Raw genomic sequence first — 18170 nt, 5'->3', positions numbered from 1 at the left:
TTCTACTTTCTTCTGTTCTTCTACTTTCTTCTGTTCTTCTACTTTCTTCTGTTCTTCTACTTTCTTCTGTTCTTCTATTTCATTCTGTTTCTTTACTGTTTCATCTTTTAATAGTTTTTGTAAAGTCTGAATTTGTTCATCAATAGCTTGCAAACTAACTTCTTTCACGATATAATCTCGCTTCTCTTTTATACTGAGAAAACCTTCATTCACGTATACGGCCACTTGTTGAATCGATTCACTTTTATTCACTTTTAATTCTTCTTGTATTTGATTATAAGGAGTTTCTATTGCAGTATATACATTTTGCAGCGCTTCCTCCTCAGAAGCAATTTTCTCACGTCCTTGTTGCCACACTACAATTGCCTGTTCAATTTCTTCTATAGAAGTTACTGCCAACTTCCCCTTCATTTCTCCATACTGATGCTCAATAAACTGTTTATGTTTCTCAGCTTCCTCTTTTAACGTATCAACTGTCTTTGGAAATATAATCGCTGTAGAAAGAGCGGCTTCCACTTTCGTTTCATGAATAAATGCAGCTTCTGTATACGTCATTATTTGAGAGCCTAAATAAAACGTAATGGAGCACATACAAGGCAATATAAGCATCTTTTTTAATTTGCGAGGTGTTTTCAGCATCATAATCTCTCCCATCGAACAAGATGTTCTCTATACAGAACGTTACTTTTATTATAATAAAGAACGATACAAAATGATAGCTATATACTAGAAAAATAGAAAAAGGGCTATCCATTTGATAGCCCTTTTACATACTATTTTGTTTCACCTTCTGTTTGTTGTGCATCAAACGTCCAAGTTAATTGTAACTTATCACCCTGGAATTCATTTTGATCTTTTTTATTATCAACGAACTCAAATTTCACCTTGAATTTATCAGATTTACCTGCAGAAATACCTTTTTCATCCCAGAACCAAGCAGCTAAATCATTATCTACTGCTGTAAGTGTATCACCCTTCAATTTATCTAATGTAGTTTGTTTCACAATCGTTTCATGCTTATCTACATTTTTTAAGAATGTTACTTTAATATGTTTACCAAAATCATCTTTATTATCTTTCTTCGTATCTTCTACACTATAGTCTGTTTTTAATAGAACTTTTTTAATATCTAATGTACCTTTATTTTCTAATTTAAATTCTTTTTCAACTGTATCACCAGGTTTTAAATTCGATACATTAACAACTGTTGATGGATTTAATGCTAAATCCAGTGTACCAGCCGCAAATGTATTGTTTGACACTTCTTTATCACTGAAAAATGCAAATGTTCCTCCGCCAACTAATGCTGCCCCTAACACTGCTGATGCGATACCCATACCTAATTTTTTCTTTAAAGTCATGTCCATATCCCCTTAATCTATATATTTGTTAACTTCCTAAACGGAAAGTATAACCAAACGAACTAGACGGATTGTTCTACTTTTTTCTCTTTCTTTTCTCCGTCAATGCTGCGAATCGCACCAAAAATAGAAATCGCAGAATAGCCTAATAAAAAGACTCCTGGAATAATAAGAAGCAATGCAGCTCCAGCCTTTGAACTAGCATAATTTAATGCATATCCTGCATAAGGAACTGTAATATCTGCATATTTCCCAATTACATTCTCCGCACGTACTGGTTCTAAATCAGGACCGTTGTTGTTATCACCTTTTGTTTCATACATTACTTTTCCATTTGTATCTTTCACACCGATAATACGGTGAGTGATAATTTTTTCATCTTTCTCTTTAAAGGTAATAACATCACCTTTTTGATATTTCGAACCATCTTTCGTCGGTTCTATCGCAATGATTGATCCTGTTAAAAATGTCGGTTCCATCGATCCTGATAGCACTGATTTAAATTGATATCCCAGCACTGTTGGATCTCCGCCACTCGCTTTTGACGAAATAACTACAAAAGCTAGAAAAACCATTAATGCAAATAAAACAAACGAGATAACGTTGCTAATCACTTTCCAAATTAATTTCATCGTCTCTCTCCCTCTCCGTTGTTTTATATTATTTGGAGTATATAATACTCAATCAATTCTCTAACAAGAACACAACTAAATAATATAACGAACAACTCGTAAATGCAATAAGAAAATTTACAATTATTAGTTATTTTAAATATAAAAAAAGACTGTGACAAAATCTCTTCACAGCCCTTTAAACTAGTAATTTATTTTTCTTCTGATTTTATTCCTTTTGTATTTCGGCGTAGCACTACAAATAAAATGGCTCCAAATAATATGGCGGCACCTATCCCAATGCTTATTATTTTCACGTTTGATTCGTTTACTTCAGGCTCGACAGTATCTTTTTTAGGCATCGCAAAAGTAACATCTTCTTTAGAAAGAACATTTACCGTCGCAATTGTTTGATTATTTTTCGTAATATCAACTGCCCCAACTACCTCACCACGATGAATTCCTTTATGATACAAAGAATCTTTATCTAATGATGCCGCACGGAAAGTCGTCCTCACATTTTTCCCTTCATCTTTCTTAAGCATCAGTTCTGCACTTTTTTCAAGCTCGCTATCAATATCTTTATTTAAATACGTTGCCTTTTGATGCCAACTATGTTTATCTAGTACAGTTTGCTTCACAAATTGACCGAAAGAATAATCCGCCATCTGCTTCAAATCTTCATAAATTTCAGGTCTTTGGGAAGCCATTACTACATTTATAATGCGATTACCATCCTTCTCATTTAATAGAACGAGTGTATTACGCGCTTCATTTGTAAAACCTGTCTTACCACCAATACTAAATGGATTTTCAAAATAAGTAGATTTATTAAAAATAGACACAGTCTGCCTAGATGTCGTAACTGTCGTCCTTTTCGTATTCATCGCTTGCAAAATCTCAGGGTACTTTTGCACACCTCTCGTAATCATAGCCATATCAAATGGCGTAGTATAATGGTTCGGATCGTGCAATCCATTTGGTGTTACAAAATGACTATCGGTAGCCCCTAATTGCTTCGCTCTCTCATTCATCATATGAGCGAACTTCTCAACACTTCCGCCAATACGCTCCGCAATCGCATACGACACATCATTTGCACTCAGCACCATTAAAATCATAAGCGCAGTATTTCTATTAATCGTCTCACCAGGTTGAAATTCAATTTGATAATTACTCTTCTCTTGATCTAATGCTAATTGCGAAAACGTAAATTGATCCTCTGGCTTCGTATGCTCCATAAGTAAAATCGCTGTTAACACTTTCGTCATACTAGCCGGAAATGCACGATGATGTGCGTTTTTGTCATACAAAACATCTCCAGTTTTCGCATCAATCGTAGTTGCAAACTGACTAAAAACATTTGGTCCTTCCGCAGGTGGTGGTGCCACTTGTTCTGGATTCACTCCAATATTCGTCTCCGCACGTAACGTCATAGGTGTCAAAAAAAATAAACAAATAACGGTAATAAAAGCCAAAATTTCCTTAAAATTTACCATATGACTCTCCCTTTTCACTATACTCTCACAGTTTAAAAACTGAATCTACCAATCCATATGTAATTTGTATTAAATTGGAAGAATATTCACTGTTTTTTACTATATCATATTTTTACGATGAAGAACATAAATATACAATAAAAAATAAGAAGGAGTTATTCTTTCTTATCCTTCTCATCAATCAACGAATCTATTAACTTTTGGCTAGCTTCTTCAGGCGTAATCTCATCTGTCATCCCCATAAACGACCAACCTTTAGAATCGACCCACTCAACAAACTCTTGTAAAAACTCATCATGTGTAACATCCACATCAAGAATTGAGCCATTAATCGAAATTGTTCTATTTCTAGATACGCGCATCTTGAACGTTTTTCTTACCATTACAATAATTCTCCCTCTACTTCTGAATATTTATGAAATAATCTTGTATCTCTGTTATACATGATTTTAAGTAAATTGTAAAAAGGATATATTGGCCAATTTGCATATTAAAACTGAAAACCTATCACCCTGCAAAAAGATCAAACGATATGTAAATGATCATAAATGACCTAATAGATCCACATAAAAATAAAACAAATTACATTTTATCACACAAAATACAAATGACTTTCGTACAATAGAATGGAATATACTAGAAGAAAACTTAAAATGAGGAGGAACCCCATGGCGCGTTGTACATATTGTAAAACGAAGTGGACAATAAAAGATGTATGGTCGATACTCGTGACATTCGAAAAAGATTGCCCGTATTGTTTCAGAAGACAATATCTATCAAAGAAAACATTGAACGCTATGCCAGAACTTATAAGCTTACCTTTACATTTCTTATTCCCTTTTCTAGTTGATTTGAGTGATGAGGGGCCTTTGGATTGGTATCGGAAGTCATAACACCTCAGTATCTTCTATTTATTACATATAAAAACATACATACTAATACACCTCTAAAATAAAAACTATTTTCTATTACACTACCTCTTTAAAAACTTACTACAAAAAACATTGTAAATTTTCAGTAAATTATGTATAATTGCTTTAATATAATGATTAAAATTACAAATACATAATCATTTTTGAAGATCCCGTAGCTCAGCAGGGAGAGCGCCACCTTGACAGGGTGGAGGTCGTGAGTTCGAGCCTCTCCGGGGTCATATTTGTAGAAACCGTGTCAAATCAACGTTTGATGCGGTTTTTATTTGTGTGCTTTTGTACTCTATAAAGCCAGTGGTCACAGAATTGGTCACATTACCTACAACATCTCTTCTATTTTTTTAACCACATCTTCTTGCATCGTTGGCAATACATGCGAATAAGTATCTAATGTGATTTTGATGTTACTATGACCTAACCGCTCAGAAATCACTTTTACATTCACACCTTTAGCTAATAGTAGAGTTGCATGTGTATGACGTAAATCATGGAACCGAATCTTTGGCACAGCCGCTTTCTTAATCAAGGCGTTTAAACTCCTTCTAACATTAGCAGGATTGATTGGCGTTCCAGAAGGAGTACACATCACCAAGTCATTGTCTTGGTATTCCTCACCTTGACTCAGCTTCTCTTTCAATACGACTGCTCTGTGTTTCTTTAGCTTTGCTACTGTTGATGCAGGTAACAGTATCTTTCTTAAACTTGATTTTGTCTTTCCTCCAAGCAAGAACGTCTTCCCGTCATGACTTAACGTTTGGCTAATGGTCAAATGTCCTTTTTCTAAATCAACATCTTTCCATCGTAAACCTAACAATTCCCCCTGTCTCATTCCAGTTACAAGAGCCATATGAAAGACGATAGAATATCTACTATCCTGTGCAGCTTTCAAGAACGATTGCACTTCATGTTCATTCCACACAATTAACTCTTCCTTATCACCTTTAGGTAATTTGGTCTTAGCTGCAACATTTTTTGTAATCAGCTCCAAATCTATCGCATGCTCAAGAGAGTTCCGAATGATTTTGATTATCTTCTCTATTGTTCCTCGCTTTAAACCATCGTCTCGTAGTGAATTAACGTAGTTCTGCATATGCAATGATGTTAACTTAGCTAATTTGATATTCCCTAGGGTAGGGATGATACGACTTTTTAAGTACCCTTTCAGTACTTTTGCTGTTTGGATACCAACGCTGTGCTTCTTTGTATTAAACCAGCTCTCAAGATATTCACCATAAAGTAACTTACTAGGTTCTACATATGTTTCAGCATGGACTTCTGAAAGCAGCTTTGTTAAAGCATTTTCTGCTTCTTTTTTGGTAATGAATCCTCTTTTCTTTTTTTGCTTTCTCTTACCTGTTAAAGGGTCAATACCAATGTCTACAATATAAAAATACTTTCCTGTTTTCTTATCTTTTTTGACGCTTCCTTTCATCGTTAAGAGCCTCCTTGGAGTCCTTAACTGTGCTGTATAGTTAATTATAAGATAGCCCTTTATCCTGCCAATGTACAGGAAACTTAGTAAGATTCACACATACTTTTAAAAAATTAATGAGAATTTAATATTCCAAATGCATACACATTGGATTATTTATAATATATCATTAAGACTGTAAACGAAGATTTTCTTTATTAATTTACTATACACAAACTAACTACTTTAAGTGAAATAGTTAAGGTACTATGAATTAAAACAGTTACATTAATTGGATATTTCAGTATACCCATACTAAAAACTTACAATAGGAGGAATATTTTAATGACCAAAACAAAAAATTTTGCTACCACTTTCTTTGCTTCTTCAATTCATAACGCTATAGATAAAATAATGGTAGAGTTAGAATTAATTCGAAAACTCGCTAATCAACATAGCGGTGAGAAAGGTAGAGAAGCAGAAGGAATACTAAATGGTTTTTTTAAAACTATGCTACCAAAAAAATGGACCGTCGATACAGGTTTCATTATGGATGAAAATGAGGTAAGCTCCCAAGTTGATATAATTATTCATAATCAATTAGAAGCCCCTCCTCTATATTCTGGATATTCCAATGTAATAATACCAATACATACTTTAGGGTGTGCATTTGAAGTGAAAATGCAATTAAACGGTCTTGAAGAATTTTTGAAATATCAGGATAATGCAAAAACAATAAAAAATATGCATACTAATAGTGTAAAAACTGAAACACAACCTATATATATAGTCTTTGTTTATTCTTCTGAAGTAGATTTGTATAATTTAGAAATTTCACTCAATAAATCTGAACAATACTATATTGATTGTATCTGTATACTCAATAAAGGCTTTATATTTTTAAACAGCCATAAAAGTAAATATTTCTCCTACCACGCTAGCGATTTAAATGAAATTGATAAAAAGACTGTTTTAGGATATACGATTAAGGAAAATCATATGGTGATGATTGAATTTTATGCATACTTAATGTACGGACTACAAAATATGAAAACCGAAGTACCAGACTATCATTCATGGAAAGATGAAAGCCTTGAAAAACTATTCAAAAGTTAACATCCTCTAATTTATCATGTTAAACAGGGAGATGTTGGAATACTTTTACATTTTATTCATATATAGATAATTTTTTGTGGTATATCATGATATTTAAAATAAACGTATCCAAAGTCAAAATAAAAAGACTGCCCCTAATTGTTAGACTATGTTTAACAATTAGGGGCAGTTTAAAATAGTAATATTTTTATTGTTGCTCCTTTTTAGTTTCGCAATAATATATCGTTTTCGGTTTTTCACAAATGAATTTATACATCTTTGAAACTATCGAATACGAAAATGCAACTTATATCTTCGAAGGAGATTGGTAAACAATTTCTTATATGATAAAAGCTGAGATTATCGCTGGAATCTATGCAAACATAGATTTGTACACCTTGAAGGCTAAAAAAACAGATAGCAAGTGTATTCTCTAAAGACAGCAAAAAGATTTCATAAAAATAAGAAAGGCAGACCTTAGTTCTGTCTTTCTTTATTCCCATTTTCACAATAACTTCATTCCATTTGCTTATTCTCCCATAACAATTCTAAGTCCACAGTATCACTTTTAGGTTGCAATTTCTTAGTCAAAAGAGGAATTTGAACTGCTATAGGCGTTTCTGTAGCTATACCAGTAAATATGCAAGCTCCTGCAGGCAAAATTGGGATAGAATCAAAGGATACTTTATCTAAAAATGATATTGTTTGACTCATAGTCCTTAAATCATTATTATTTATTAGCCGATGTATAAACACATTATGCAACTGAGATATAATGGTATTTGAAATATCTGAAGGGCGTTGACTAGCAATAGTAACAAATACTCCAAACTTTCTTCCCTCTTTAATTATTTCTTCAAAAACCTCAAGACGATAATCCTTCCAACTTTCACTTTCTCGGAATGATTCTTCTGAAAGAATATTATGGGCTTCATCTATAATAATATGGAGAGTATTTCTACTAGATGTTGAATGTCTTTTTTTATGTTCCTCATAAGAGATTTTTGTTATTAATAAAGGAATGATTTTCCTCATATCAATATTTACATCTTTTAGTGATATACAACTCATGTATGATTCTTGATTAAGAAAATCTCCATCACCAAATTCCAATAGATTGGATAACTCCGTTTTCCTTTTCTGAAATCTATTAAAGATAGGTGAAATATGTTCAAACTGAGCCATATTACTTATAACATCATCTACCAACTTTAAAGCAAGTACCATTTCAAACAAACTGATATATGAGAGGTTAGCTTTTTCCTTTAAGTAGTTTAGATTTATTCTAAAAAATTTAAGTTCCGCCTCTACATTGTCCCTTTGATGAGCGCCAAAATATATCCTATTGTTTCTTATATTATTATAGTAAATTCTTTCTTCTTCATCATCAATTTGCCTACAAAGGTTAGTACCATGAAGATTATAATTTCGAAATATCTCCTTGTAGTCTTCTTGATTCTCTATGTCAAAGAAATTTGCAATGCATTTTTTCAAGGTACTCAGAGCATCCAATTCCTTATTAGAAACACTATCAGAATTTAATATTTTTCTTAAATTATTAGTGAGAATATTAATAATGTGGTCTAAAGTTTCATTATCATCATCTTTAATAAGATGATTGCATAACTTTATCGTTCTTTTAATGAAAGGTTTTTGTGTTTTCTCTGTGGCTTCAAGTATAATTCCCCAAAAATCCTCATCCAGCCATTCTTTTCTTATGACTAATTTATTTGCTTGTGGATTTCTAGTAGAAAGTTTAATATTCTGTTTCTGTGTAGTTATGATATGCTCATGGGCATATTCACCATTAAAATCCAATAATAAAAATTTACTTCTATTATTAAAATTTACTTTAGGTGAATTAAACAAATTATAGAACACTCTAGCAAGAGTATTAGATTTCCCACTTCCAGTATTACCAAATATCCCTATGTGACTAGCGAATAATTTAGTAACTCCAGCCTCAACTAGTACATCTTCAAATAAAGCTTGACCTATTTCGATGTTGTTATTACTAGTAAATTCATGCATTTTTCTCACTTCATCTTCAGACATTAAAAAAGCCTCATTAAAAAGAAAAGGGAGTTCTCTAATCCCTCTTATAAAAGCACTCTTTGTCATATAACCAATTACACTAACTTCTACAAATCTGTCATACAATGTACTATTTTGGGGTTTAGAGGATTCCATATTCACTCTAGGCTTTTCCTTTATAAATTCTTTATTAATCTTACCAATTATATATGTGTAATCTTTCTTTATTTTTAAATAACTACCAATACCCACATTCCTATATATAACCCCCTTATAAAAAAGATTTGATAAATTCTTTTCTTTATCAACTTGAATAATAATATTTTTACCATCCACCTCAACTACTTTTCCAATTTTAGAAAAGGCACTTTCTTCTAAATAAGTTATGCCTATCTTACTCTTATCCATAAAACTAAATCCCCTCAACTTGAGTTAATATTTTATAAAACAGGTCTGTAAAAGTATTAAAATCAATATTTTTTCTATTTTCCATCTCCATCCCCTCAACAGCATAATGGATGTTAATAACCGTATCATCTTCTCCCTTATCTATACGGATAACTTTAACATTAGGAAAATCCTTAAAATGGTTAATCATTCCCCTTTCATCTGAAGTACTATAAGGGAAAATGAGTAGTGTAAGACTTGGATTCCCTAAAGCCCTTTGTGTTATGGAACGTATATGTTCATCAGCAAAAGAGAAACCAAAACAAAATAACACACTATGCTCTCTTTCCAATTCATTTGAATAGAACCTGGCTAAGTCATAATATGTATGTTCCATTAATGTTCTAATAAATTTTTGTTTTGTAGGCAATATTATTGGAACATTAGTATTCTCCGTAATAAATCCTTTATCATCAATATTTTCCTGTGTAATTCTAGCTATGCATATTTGGTTCTTAATTAAGATATCACTATTGTTATCATCCAATAACCAATTTATAGAGCCATGTAACTTTATAAGGTTAATAACGGGAGATTCATATTCATATGAGTATGAATCACTTAATTGATAAATTCTTTTTTGAAAGTTCTTGCTACTAAAGCATCTATTAATAATTCCTAAGCCACCATCATTATAAGCCACTCTTAGTTCCTCGCATGCATACTCAAAAAACAAATCATAATTTGTTGTAAATATATTTATTTTTTTCGGTAGCTTATCAGAAGCTCGTAATAGTAAAAGTTTATATATAACTCTTACAAATTTTTTATACTGTTCAAGAGTACCTTCGATTCTTTCCATCCCACTTATATTTCCGTTTATTAAATTGGAATTAGGTTCAACGCTACAATCTAGAAACTTATTGAGCATGTTAGCAATTTCTAGTTTTTTTCCTACATCTGTGTTATCACTCTGATAATCCCAAATTAATGTTGTAATCTCATTTTCAAAATCCCCTAAAGTACTGATAGCACCTATTGAAGCACCTGCTCCAACTAAAAAACTCACATTCCCACTTTCAATATATTTTTTTAACTCTTTAATTACTCTCTCAGACATGTAAACCACTCCTAATTCTCTCAAATCAAACTCTTAGCAAATCCCTCTTACCCTATCTCTATATTGAAAAGAAGATATCTCCAAACAATCAGCAATAATTTATGATATTAACAGTCAAACGCCAAAGAACTTCACAGCCTCAACATCTTGCCAATAACTATTTTGTAATTCAATATAAATCGTTATCCTATAAGTACACTCTATCAGAAACAAAAGATAATCAATTTACTTGACTAAACAAAAGACAGCGAGTACTCCTTACTCGCTGCCTCTATTTCATTATTAATCACCAAACAGGTTCATATTATATTTTGGCTTCAAAATAAATAATATAGTACCCAATTTAAAATATTGATTTATCTATTGTTCGCTTGTGGCATTGCCAGCTTCCTTTCAAGACGTACAAATGTTTTTGTCATTTCAGTCAAAACAATTGCTTCTGCTCGTTCAATACTGGGTGGTAACGTACTCCCATGACCAGCCAACGGTTCTGCGTTTCTTCTGTTGTATATTTCAAGTACATAATCTAATACAGGCTCTGGAAGATTTGAGCGGTTACGGTAACCTCCAAAGAAACCCGCAAGAGTCTGATTTTCCACAGTTGCTAAACCAACTACATCTTTTGCTAAAGTTTCAAATACTGACGCACTAGCATGTAAAACACCTGAATAATCTTCAGTAGAAAGAGCATTTTCCATTCTTTGAATTAGCTTCCTAATATTCGGATGCTCTTCCGAATCTTCAACTTCCTCAATTTGTTCAATAGGAATAACATGTACTAACACTGTATCCGTATGATTCATTGCAAATTGTACTGAACTTCCATCCTCACATAGGATTTCATTAACATCATCAATTTTTAACAACCCTTCTTGAATCATATCTGCAAGTATTTCAATCAACTCTGTAGTGTTCGGTCGTCTCATAATAAGCTCAATTTCCCCATTATGCCAAGCATATTCAACTGATTGATACTCTCCTATATAATCAGATTCCAACACATAAATAGGTTTACCAATGGCGTTATTAGCTATATTTACGAAACGATTCTGCCTGATTAGTTTAATATTGTTATCTTCACTGTTAGAAAGATTTCGGATAAGACGAGTTAACTTTAATCGAGCCTTATCTGAAATCACTTCATACTGAAGTTGTTCTATATCACTTTCTATTAATCCCAAGAAAACCATAATCTCAAATCCCCTTTGCTTAAAAGATACTAATACAAATTATACCAAATCAGTTACGAATTTAAAGTAGCTAATAAAATTAAAATTTTATTAATATTGAACAAATTTAAGAGAAGAACCCTTTACTTTATCAATAGCCTAATCTTCCTCTATCTTATAAAGGATGAATTTCCTAATTAGTCCTAAATTAGAGTGTACAAGTTTACTTGTTTAGCACCATCTATAGTAACCATCTTCTGGTACATTAACTGGTTTTACACATTGGATAAAGAACATAGTTCCTCTATTAGGATATTTACTATAAAACTCCTCATAAAAATAATCATCCAGTATATACCCCTCAATTTCCATTTCAATTTCTGAATCTTTTCTTGAAAAATCAATATCATTTTTATCTATGTACTTCTCTCTTAATCTACAGTAATAGTAAACATGGAAATAAAGCTCCATGTTTACTTCCTTTATACTTTGAGCTAAGTTAAGCTCCTTCATATGAGCTGGATAAATATCATATAAAATCCCTAAAGCATTTAATCCCGCCATTGAAAGACTTCCTTCCCGAAATACCATCCGTTTTACATCATCTAATGTAAAGCAATCTCCAAATTCCCTACAAACTGAATAGAGCGTATCTTGCAAGGTATTCCCTTCTAGCGTTCCACGTAAATTTTGACCTAATGCCTCTGCCCTTTGTAATATATCTTCAATCTGTATGAACTGTCTAGAATATTCCTTTCCTTCCTTTTCCATCTTGCTTATTAAAAACTCTTTCATTTCATTATCATTGATTCTGGTAGCAGATTGAATTAATTTATATATTAATTGCGTATGATTGACCCAAGTTTCTTGTTTTACAATAGTTTTCAAATGTCCATTTAATCCTCTATGCAATTCTCTTATTTCGGGAATCCTTATAACAATGGTTGAATGTTGACTATCATATAGTTCGACTTTATTCCTTTCAGCCCACTCTTGAAGATAAACATAATAAGCTTTTTCGTTCAAAGTATCCGCAACAACAAAAATGACTGGCAAATCATACTCTAAAAATTTTTTTATATACTCCTTTTCTGCTCTAAAATGAATTTGTTTTTCTTTTATAACTAGAGAATCCGTCGATTTGACCTGTATTTTCATCAATTTTCCATTCGGAGCTGGTTCAGATAGTTCAGCTTCTATATCAACACCATAATCCATTTGCTGTAATCTAGCTAACCAGTTTCTAGTCTTTAGAATTAAATATGCAACAAAGATTTCACCAATCTCCCCTATAACTTTTGATTTATTGCGCTTATTCATAAAAAAACCTCCAAATATTTCATATAATCTAGGAATAGTGTACCATACCAAAATAAAAGAGTAGCATTGCATTCTCCTTTTCCTATTAGTGCTTTAAGGCTCTCACGTAACCATATTTTATATTGTTTTTCCCTTTAATTTATGTTACCAAATTTTGTTACCAATGAGCGAATAAAGATAGAATTAATGATAGTTAACGTGGATTGATAAGAAAGATTTTCAATAATTGCACCATCAACAGTTAACACTAACAAACCTATTCCACAGCAACTTATAACGATTTAAAAATCACAATAAAACTGTGGTATATTTCTCAAATTATGGTATTATATTAATTAGCATGGAAACGGTGGGATGTGGGTTTGGTAAACCATCATTTAAACAACTGAGTAAAATCAATACCTCGTTAGCTGCGGCAGCGCCGTATAAATCTTACGAGGTGATTGGATATGAAAAAGAAAGTATTGTTGATTGTGATTATGGTAGTGTTGCTACTCCTTCTAGGGGTAAGTACTGGCTTGTTTGGGGTACACATCGTACTTAACCTGAGCATGTTGGCTTCATACTGTAATATTCTCTTAGGAGGTATGATTGGTATAGTAGGTGCTGAGCTCCTAAAACTTCTCTTAAAAAGGATGCCGTGACTGAGGTTCTGCCTCCGTAGGAGGCATCCTCACCTACTGGGGATTCACCCTAAATGCCATCACGGCATGGTCAAGGTGAACATAGTCACAAGGTGATATAATGCTTTCCAATCGTTCTAATTGCCCGGCGTATAAGGACTCTTTTCAAAAGCGAATGCCTAGATTCGCTATGAAGGGGTCCTTTGTTGCGTTTTCGCTGAAATACTATTTACCGTTACCACAGAATACATCATAATTCTTCCAGTTAAACAGGCACCCCTCTTAGCTTTCGCAACACTGTTTGCCCTAGACCTTGTACACTCTTTTGAATTAACTCTTCAAATTCGAAGTGCTAGATAAATATTTCATTAATATTTGTAAACAACAATGTCGTGAATCCAGACTCCGTTTTCGTTCCCCCTTTCCATATGCGAAAAAAAAAAAAAGAGAATCTCTATTAAGAGACTCTCTTTATCACACCTGAGCATATCTAATCCTATGAAATACTTCAAGAGGATTGTTTGTAGTTCGTTCCCATTTGACAGGCTGTCCCCCCTCAAATTGCTTCTCCCAGTCCTTGTGTTCTCGTTGTTTCTGATGTTTATATTCAGCTATTATCTCTTTTGCTGTAACCTTTCTTGTCCCATGTCCCAAAACAGCATCAAGCGTCATGTGTTTCATACCATCATCACCATACTTTTCTTCATAAACCCGAATCTCATCTCTAATAGTTTGCATAACATCAAGATATTCATAATCTGTAATTTCTGTACAATATCCAATTTCCAGAAATTCTTTTTCGTATTCATAGAATTCTTTTTCAACATAGTACTTGGAAGGCTCGATATTTGGTTGGGCTTTAATGTTGTTGCCCTGCTGTGCTAGATTTTCTAATTCAACCTCTCTAAAGGCTTGATTTTGATTGTTTTGTACTTTCTTGGTCAATTCTATATGTTGTTCAGTGTTCACGCAGGGTTCATAATTACGAATTCCATTCTTAACACTTTTCTCATGCTCTGCCTTCGCCGAGAGTGACAGTCCTAGCTGTTCAAGTTCTTTCCTTTCATATTCACCAATCATTTTTTGAACTGCTTTAATTTCACCGGATTCAGTGACACTCATGCCATGTAATTGAAGATGGAGGTTTCTAATACACTCAACATATTTATCACTCTCAAGTAGTGCTATATAAGGTGATTTCTCTTTCCCCTTAAAATAAGCCTCTTCTTCCATACACTGCTCATTAGATGCGCTGATTTCTTCCTCTGATGTACCGAGTGCTATCAGTAACTCTTTCACATCTTCTTCAAGCTGAAATTTCTTATCATGCTTCTTCTTCAAATAATTGTGATACTTCTTTTGAGCATTATCTACAACATAATCAAGTAACTTAGAGTGGTACACTCGTTCGTTTTCATGTAAATCGAATGAATCAATTTCACTAGGATAATGTGCCTTAATATACTCATCAAATGCGTATTTGTTTGATACTTCGATTCGAAACACTTCATAAATATACTGCAAGTGCATTGCATCGCCTTCTGCATCTTCCACATTCTCAATATATTCAAGCCACTCAGCTTTAAAAGCTTTGGTCTTTGGGCAGTTCTTAAACATTAGTGAATGCGTTTTAGAAATTTCATGTTTCTTAAGCAAATGTTCTTCAATGAATTTTATCTCCATGGCAAGGGATTCATCAATTTCAATCGGCTTATCAGAACCTTTTACCTTACCTTTCCATGAATATATTCTGCTAATTAGTTTCAACTTCTCTGCTTGGTTAAGTACAGTCTGTATTTGTCCTTTAGCAACCTTAGTTAACGTGTAAGCAAGGTCTTGGAATATCTTCTCTTCTCCATCTTCTATAATTCCTAACCCAATCATGGATTGCTTATATGGTTTAAGTGCTTTTTCACTGAAAACGCCATTCATGATATCTTTTTCAGCAGAGGATATAAGTCCAAAATAGGTTGCCCATCCATTTCTAGTCCTTGCCTTATTATCAATATCATTCATTTTCCTCATAACCATGAGTGCTAAATGCTTTGAATGGGGTGGTGCTACTCCTTTATTAAATTGCCGTCTGTCTTCTTTCTTAGCTTTTACTTTTCGCTTCTTATCTGTGATGATGATTCGGTTCTTACCAATGCCTTTGTCCCTAACCTCTTCGTAATAGCATTCAATTTCTTTGATAAGAGATTCGTATTCACGTTTGTTTAAATTCCCATTATTCTTATTCAAAGATTTCATCTTTTCTGGTTTAAACTTCTTAACTGCATTTTGTAGTGTCCATTCTTTTGCCACCTTTTTACCTACTTTCTCCTTATTTTTCTTAATGAATTTAAAGATTAATTTCTGTGCAAGATTTACCTCTATATAAGGACATTTTTATATAAATATTTAGAGACAAATCTTGCACTGTTTTTTTGCCTTAGATTCGCTTTATCTTTACTAACTGTTTTGATATTTTCAGTTGATATTTTTTAATTTACGCTTATCTGAATCCGATTCAATGTCATAACCTAAGGTCATCCGTTCCATGTTCCCCTTAGACAACACAAAAAAGGAGCGAATCTACACACAATCTACTCCGTTAGAAAACACACTTATCCCTGTTAAATATAGGCAAAAAATTAACCTACTCCTATGATTACATCATAGGCATACAGAAATATATAAGTGTGCCTCCTTAAGAGGCGATTGCATGTAAATTCACTCCTTACATAGTTTATTTGTTTGATATTTCATTTAATTATTAATGTTTAAGTTATAACATTATAATACTATTAATACTGTAATGCAATATATTCTTTCATGTTCTATCTACTAGGAACGTGTAGGATATTCTGTAGGATGCGAGAAAGGAATTGTATATACGTTTCGAAATTTACTTTAGAAATACTTACTATCGGGATATTTTTACTAGATAAAAATATCCAAAAATTCGTCTCGTATCGGAAATTTACAGCCGTTTCTGGCGTGGATTGAGGTGCTATAGCATTTTAGTTGAAGGAAATAGCATAAAACGTGGAAAATATCCCCCTTTTTTTCTCCAACTAAAAAGCAACCATGTAATTGCTTTTGACTTTCTTTTATTGTTTCTACAACTAGCAATATCTACCTTGGTGAACATCTCTCAACTTATTTTGAACGTTGTTATAGATACCATAAAGTACATGTTCATTCCCTAGAAACTTATATGTATGAATTTTTTCAGAAATAATTGCTCTTATCGCTAGTTCTGTATAGATTTTTACCTAGATTGGTTATAAATTCGTTAACTTGACCTATATTGTTTTTCTTTTTTCCATATATAGAATGAAACTTCAGATGACAATCATGACAAAATGTAATTCCATTATCGACATTATATCTAAGTTCTTTGCAATCTTTCCAATTTATAATATGGTGCGCATGTAATTCTACTTGAAAATCGACTTCACCCTGTTTTGCTCCACAACATTGACATCTGTACTTATCTCTGCCGAAAACCATTTTTCTCCAACTTTGGTATTCACCTGTCGCTCTTTCAATCCTATGATGCGCAGCTCCACCTTTCCAGACAGGGGAGTTTTCCCCCTTAAACATCTCTCTATACTTAGGATGTTGCATATGACTTTCATGTCCATATTTTCTTAATGAAGTTTTCTTTACTCTTTTTTTATGCTCTTCTGTCTGTGTATACCATTCCGAACCATATTTCTCGATACTCGTCTCTCTACTTCTTTCTTTTACTGTTTCTAATTGAAATACATTTTGTACTCCATACTTTCTGATAAGGGTTTCACTAATCTTTTTCTGAACTGAATCTGCTCTGATATGATGGTTAACACCATATTTAATTCCATTTGATTCCATTATTTTTTTATCTATACAAGGTTGATTACAACAACAATCTTTTTTGGAAACTGCTTTCTTTTGAATATTAACCCGTGTTTGATACATTATAGAGTACTCATTCCCACAATAATCACATCTAATATTAATTATTGCAATACTCCCTCTTGAAAGGTGTTCTACTTTCACATCAAATTCTTCACCAATCCTTGTAAACTTATAACCGAGTTCTTCATATCTCTTTTTATTTCTTGCATTCCATTTAACTTTAACTATTTCTGAAATAATCAAAAGTAGCATCTCCTTATTCAACAATGTACCCATAGCTGTTCTAATACCCCAATTATCCTTTAATAAACGAACCTCTTCTTAGGATTCACACTTTAAACGTTCATAAAACTCCTACTTCTTTAAATACATTCTTCTCCTTAATAAATCACTTATTATTAAATTTACTATTTCTAGCATGTCCATTTTTTTCATCCATATACTCATTTTCATATAATTAAATTTTGATTATTATATAGTGTGCTAGTGTATTAGTTACACACTAGAAAAACAAAAAGTAGATAGCCTTTATTTTGATGTTCCGCGTACAGTACCCAAGTTGTTCCTACTTTACGTTGTACCTTTAGCTTATTAAGAATACTGTTTAGCTTGCGAGCTGTCATATTCAAATCATGAGCGATTTCTGTGATTGTAAACGAATTTACACTATCCAGTACGTCATCATGATATTTCGCTTTCGGCTCAAGTACTTCTATTACTTCT

General features: G+C 32.7%; 16 protein-coding genes and 1 tRNA gene. 4 read left to right on the top strand and 13 right to left on the bottom strand.

From position 1 onward, the window contains the following. From JDS82_RS14430 to JDS82_RS14410, 5 genes are all read right to left on the bottom strand, one after another. The coding region (locus JDS82_RS14430) for a DUF4047 domain-containing protein (protein WP_199713493.1) at nt 1-639 on the bottom strand (639 nt) is incomplete at its 3' end. A gap of 134 nt (nt 640-773) precedes the next feature. Continuing rightward, nucleotides 774-1361 (bottom strand): CalY family protein, encoded by a 588-nt coding sequence (locus JDS82_RS14425; protein ID WP_048545061.1) that lies wholly within the window; start codon nt 1359-1361, stop codon nt 774-776. A gap of 62 nt (nt 1362-1423) precedes the next feature. Further along, nucleotides 1424-1993: a signal peptidase I SipW gene (sipW, locus tag JDS82_RS14420; protein ID WP_046958253.1), complete on the bottom strand. Its 570-nt coding sequence runs from the start codon at nt 1991-1993 to the stop codon at nt 1424-1426. Between the two features lie 191 nt (nt 1994-2184). Beyond that, entirely contained in the window at nt 2185-3471 is a 1287-nt protein-coding gene (locus JDS82_RS14415) for a D-alanyl-D-alanine carboxypeptidase family protein (RefSeq protein WP_199713492.1), read from the bottom strand. A 155-nt stretch (nt 3472-3626) separates the two neighbouring features. Next, nucleotides 3627-3854, bottom strand: a complete 228-nt coding sequence (locus JDS82_RS14410; protein WP_000251864.1) for a hypothetical protein — start codon at nt 3852-3854, stop codon at nt 3627-3629. Nucleotides 3855-4139: 285 nt separating this feature from the next. On the opposite strand from JDS82_RS14410, the gene JDS82_RS14405 reads away from it, so the two are divergent. Together JDS82_RS14405 and JDS82_RS14400 are read left to right on the top strand one after the other, a co-directional pair. Continuing rightward, complete coding sequence (locus tag JDS82_RS14405; RefSeq protein WP_016133931.1) at nt 4140-4364, top strand: hypothetical protein; 225 nt, start codon at nt 4140-4142, stop codon at nt 4362-4364. A gap of 187 nt (nt 4365-4551) precedes the next feature. Then, nucleotides 4552-4624 (top strand) — tRNA-Val (locus JDS82_RS14400). 98 nt (nt 4625-4722) lie between these two features. Here the strand turns inward: JDS82_RS14400 and JDS82_RS14395 are convergent. Next, nucleotides 4723-5835 carry a tyrosine-type recombinase/integrase gene (locus JDS82_RS14395; RefSeq protein WP_199713491.1) on the bottom strand — a complete coding sequence of 371 codons (1113 nt, stop codon included), beginning with the start codon at nt 5833-5835 and terminating at the stop codon, nt 4723-4725. 324 nt (nt 5836-6159) lie between these two features. On the opposite strand from JDS82_RS14395, the gene JDS82_RS14390 reads away from it, so the two are divergent. Further along, nucleotides 6160-6930 carry a DUF6602 domain-containing protein gene (locus JDS82_RS14390; RefSeq protein WP_001990969.1) on the top strand — a complete coding sequence of 257 codons (771 nt, stop codon included), beginning with the start codon at nt 6160-6162 and terminating at the stop codon, nt 6928-6930. A 495-nt stretch (nt 6931-7425) separates the two neighbouring features. Here the strand turns inward: JDS82_RS14390 and JDS82_RS14385 are convergent, their stop codons facing one another. The 4 genes from JDS82_RS14385 to JDS82_RS14370 form a co-directional block, all read right to left on the bottom strand. Continuing rightward, nucleotides 7426-9351: an ATP-binding protein gene (locus JDS82_RS14385; protein WP_199713490.1), complete on the bottom strand. Its 1926-nt coding sequence runs from the start codon at nt 9349-9351 to the stop codon at nt 7426-7428. Nucleotides 9352-9355: 4 nt separating this feature from the next. Then, nucleotides 9356-10450, bottom strand: coding sequence for an SIR2 family protein (locus JDS82_RS14380; protein ID WP_001990971.1), 1095 nt, complete (start codon nt 10448-10450; stop codon nt 9356-9358). Nucleotides 10451-10806: 356 nt separating this feature from the next. Then, the gene (locus tag JDS82_RS14375) at nt 10807-11640 is read right to left on the bottom strand and encodes a hypothetical protein (RefSeq protein WP_001990972.1); all 834 of its coding nucleotides are present in this window, start codon (nt 11638-11640) and stop codon (nt 10807-10809) included. 210 nt (nt 11641-11850) lie between these two features. Next, nucleotides 11851-12939: a DUF4365 domain-containing protein gene (locus tag JDS82_RS14370; protein ID WP_001990974.1), complete on the bottom strand. Its 1089-nt coding sequence runs from the start codon at nt 12937-12939 to the stop codon at nt 11851-11853. 349 nt (nt 12940-13288) lie between these two features. On the opposite strand from JDS82_RS14370, the gene JDS82_RS14365 reads away from it, so the two are divergent. Beyond that, nucleotides 13289-13483 (top strand): hypothetical protein, encoded by a 195-nt coding sequence (locus tag JDS82_RS14365; RefSeq protein WP_001990975.1) that lies wholly within the window; start codon nt 13289-13291, stop codon nt 13481-13483. A 553-nt stretch (nt 13484-14036) separates the two neighbouring features. Here the strand turns inward: JDS82_RS14365 and JDS82_RS14360 are convergent. The 3 genes from JDS82_RS14360 to JDS82_RS30305 form a co-directional block, all read right to left on the bottom strand. After that, complete coding sequence (locus JDS82_RS14360) at nt 14037-15866, bottom strand: hypothetical protein (RefSeq protein ID WP_001990976.1); 1830 nt, start codon at nt 15864-15866, stop codon at nt 14037-14039. 909 nt (nt 15867-16775) lie between these two features. Continuing rightward, the gene (locus JDS82_RS14355; protein WP_086396738.1) at nt 16776-17690 is read right to left on the bottom strand and encodes an HNH endonuclease; all 915 of its coding nucleotides are present in this window, start codon (nt 17688-17690) and stop codon (nt 16776-16778) included. Between the two features lie 248 nt (nt 17691-17938). After that, on the bottom strand, nt 17939-18163 hold the full coding sequence (locus tag JDS82_RS30305) for a phage antirepressor KilAC domain-containing protein (RefSeq protein ID WP_369413294.1): 225 nt from the start codon (nt 18161-18163) through the stop codon (nt 17939-17941). Nucleotides 18164-18170: the final 7 nt, after the last annotated feature.

Origin of the sequence: Bacillus cereus group sp. N14 (assembly GCF_016483555.1) — a bacterium.
Lineage (GTDB): Bacteria > Bacillota > Bacilli > Bacillales > Bacillaceae_G > Bacillus_A > Bacillus_A wiedmannii.
The sequence above is the reverse complement of the archived record's forward strand: the minus strand, read 5'-3'. Positions and strand labels throughout refer to the sequence as shown.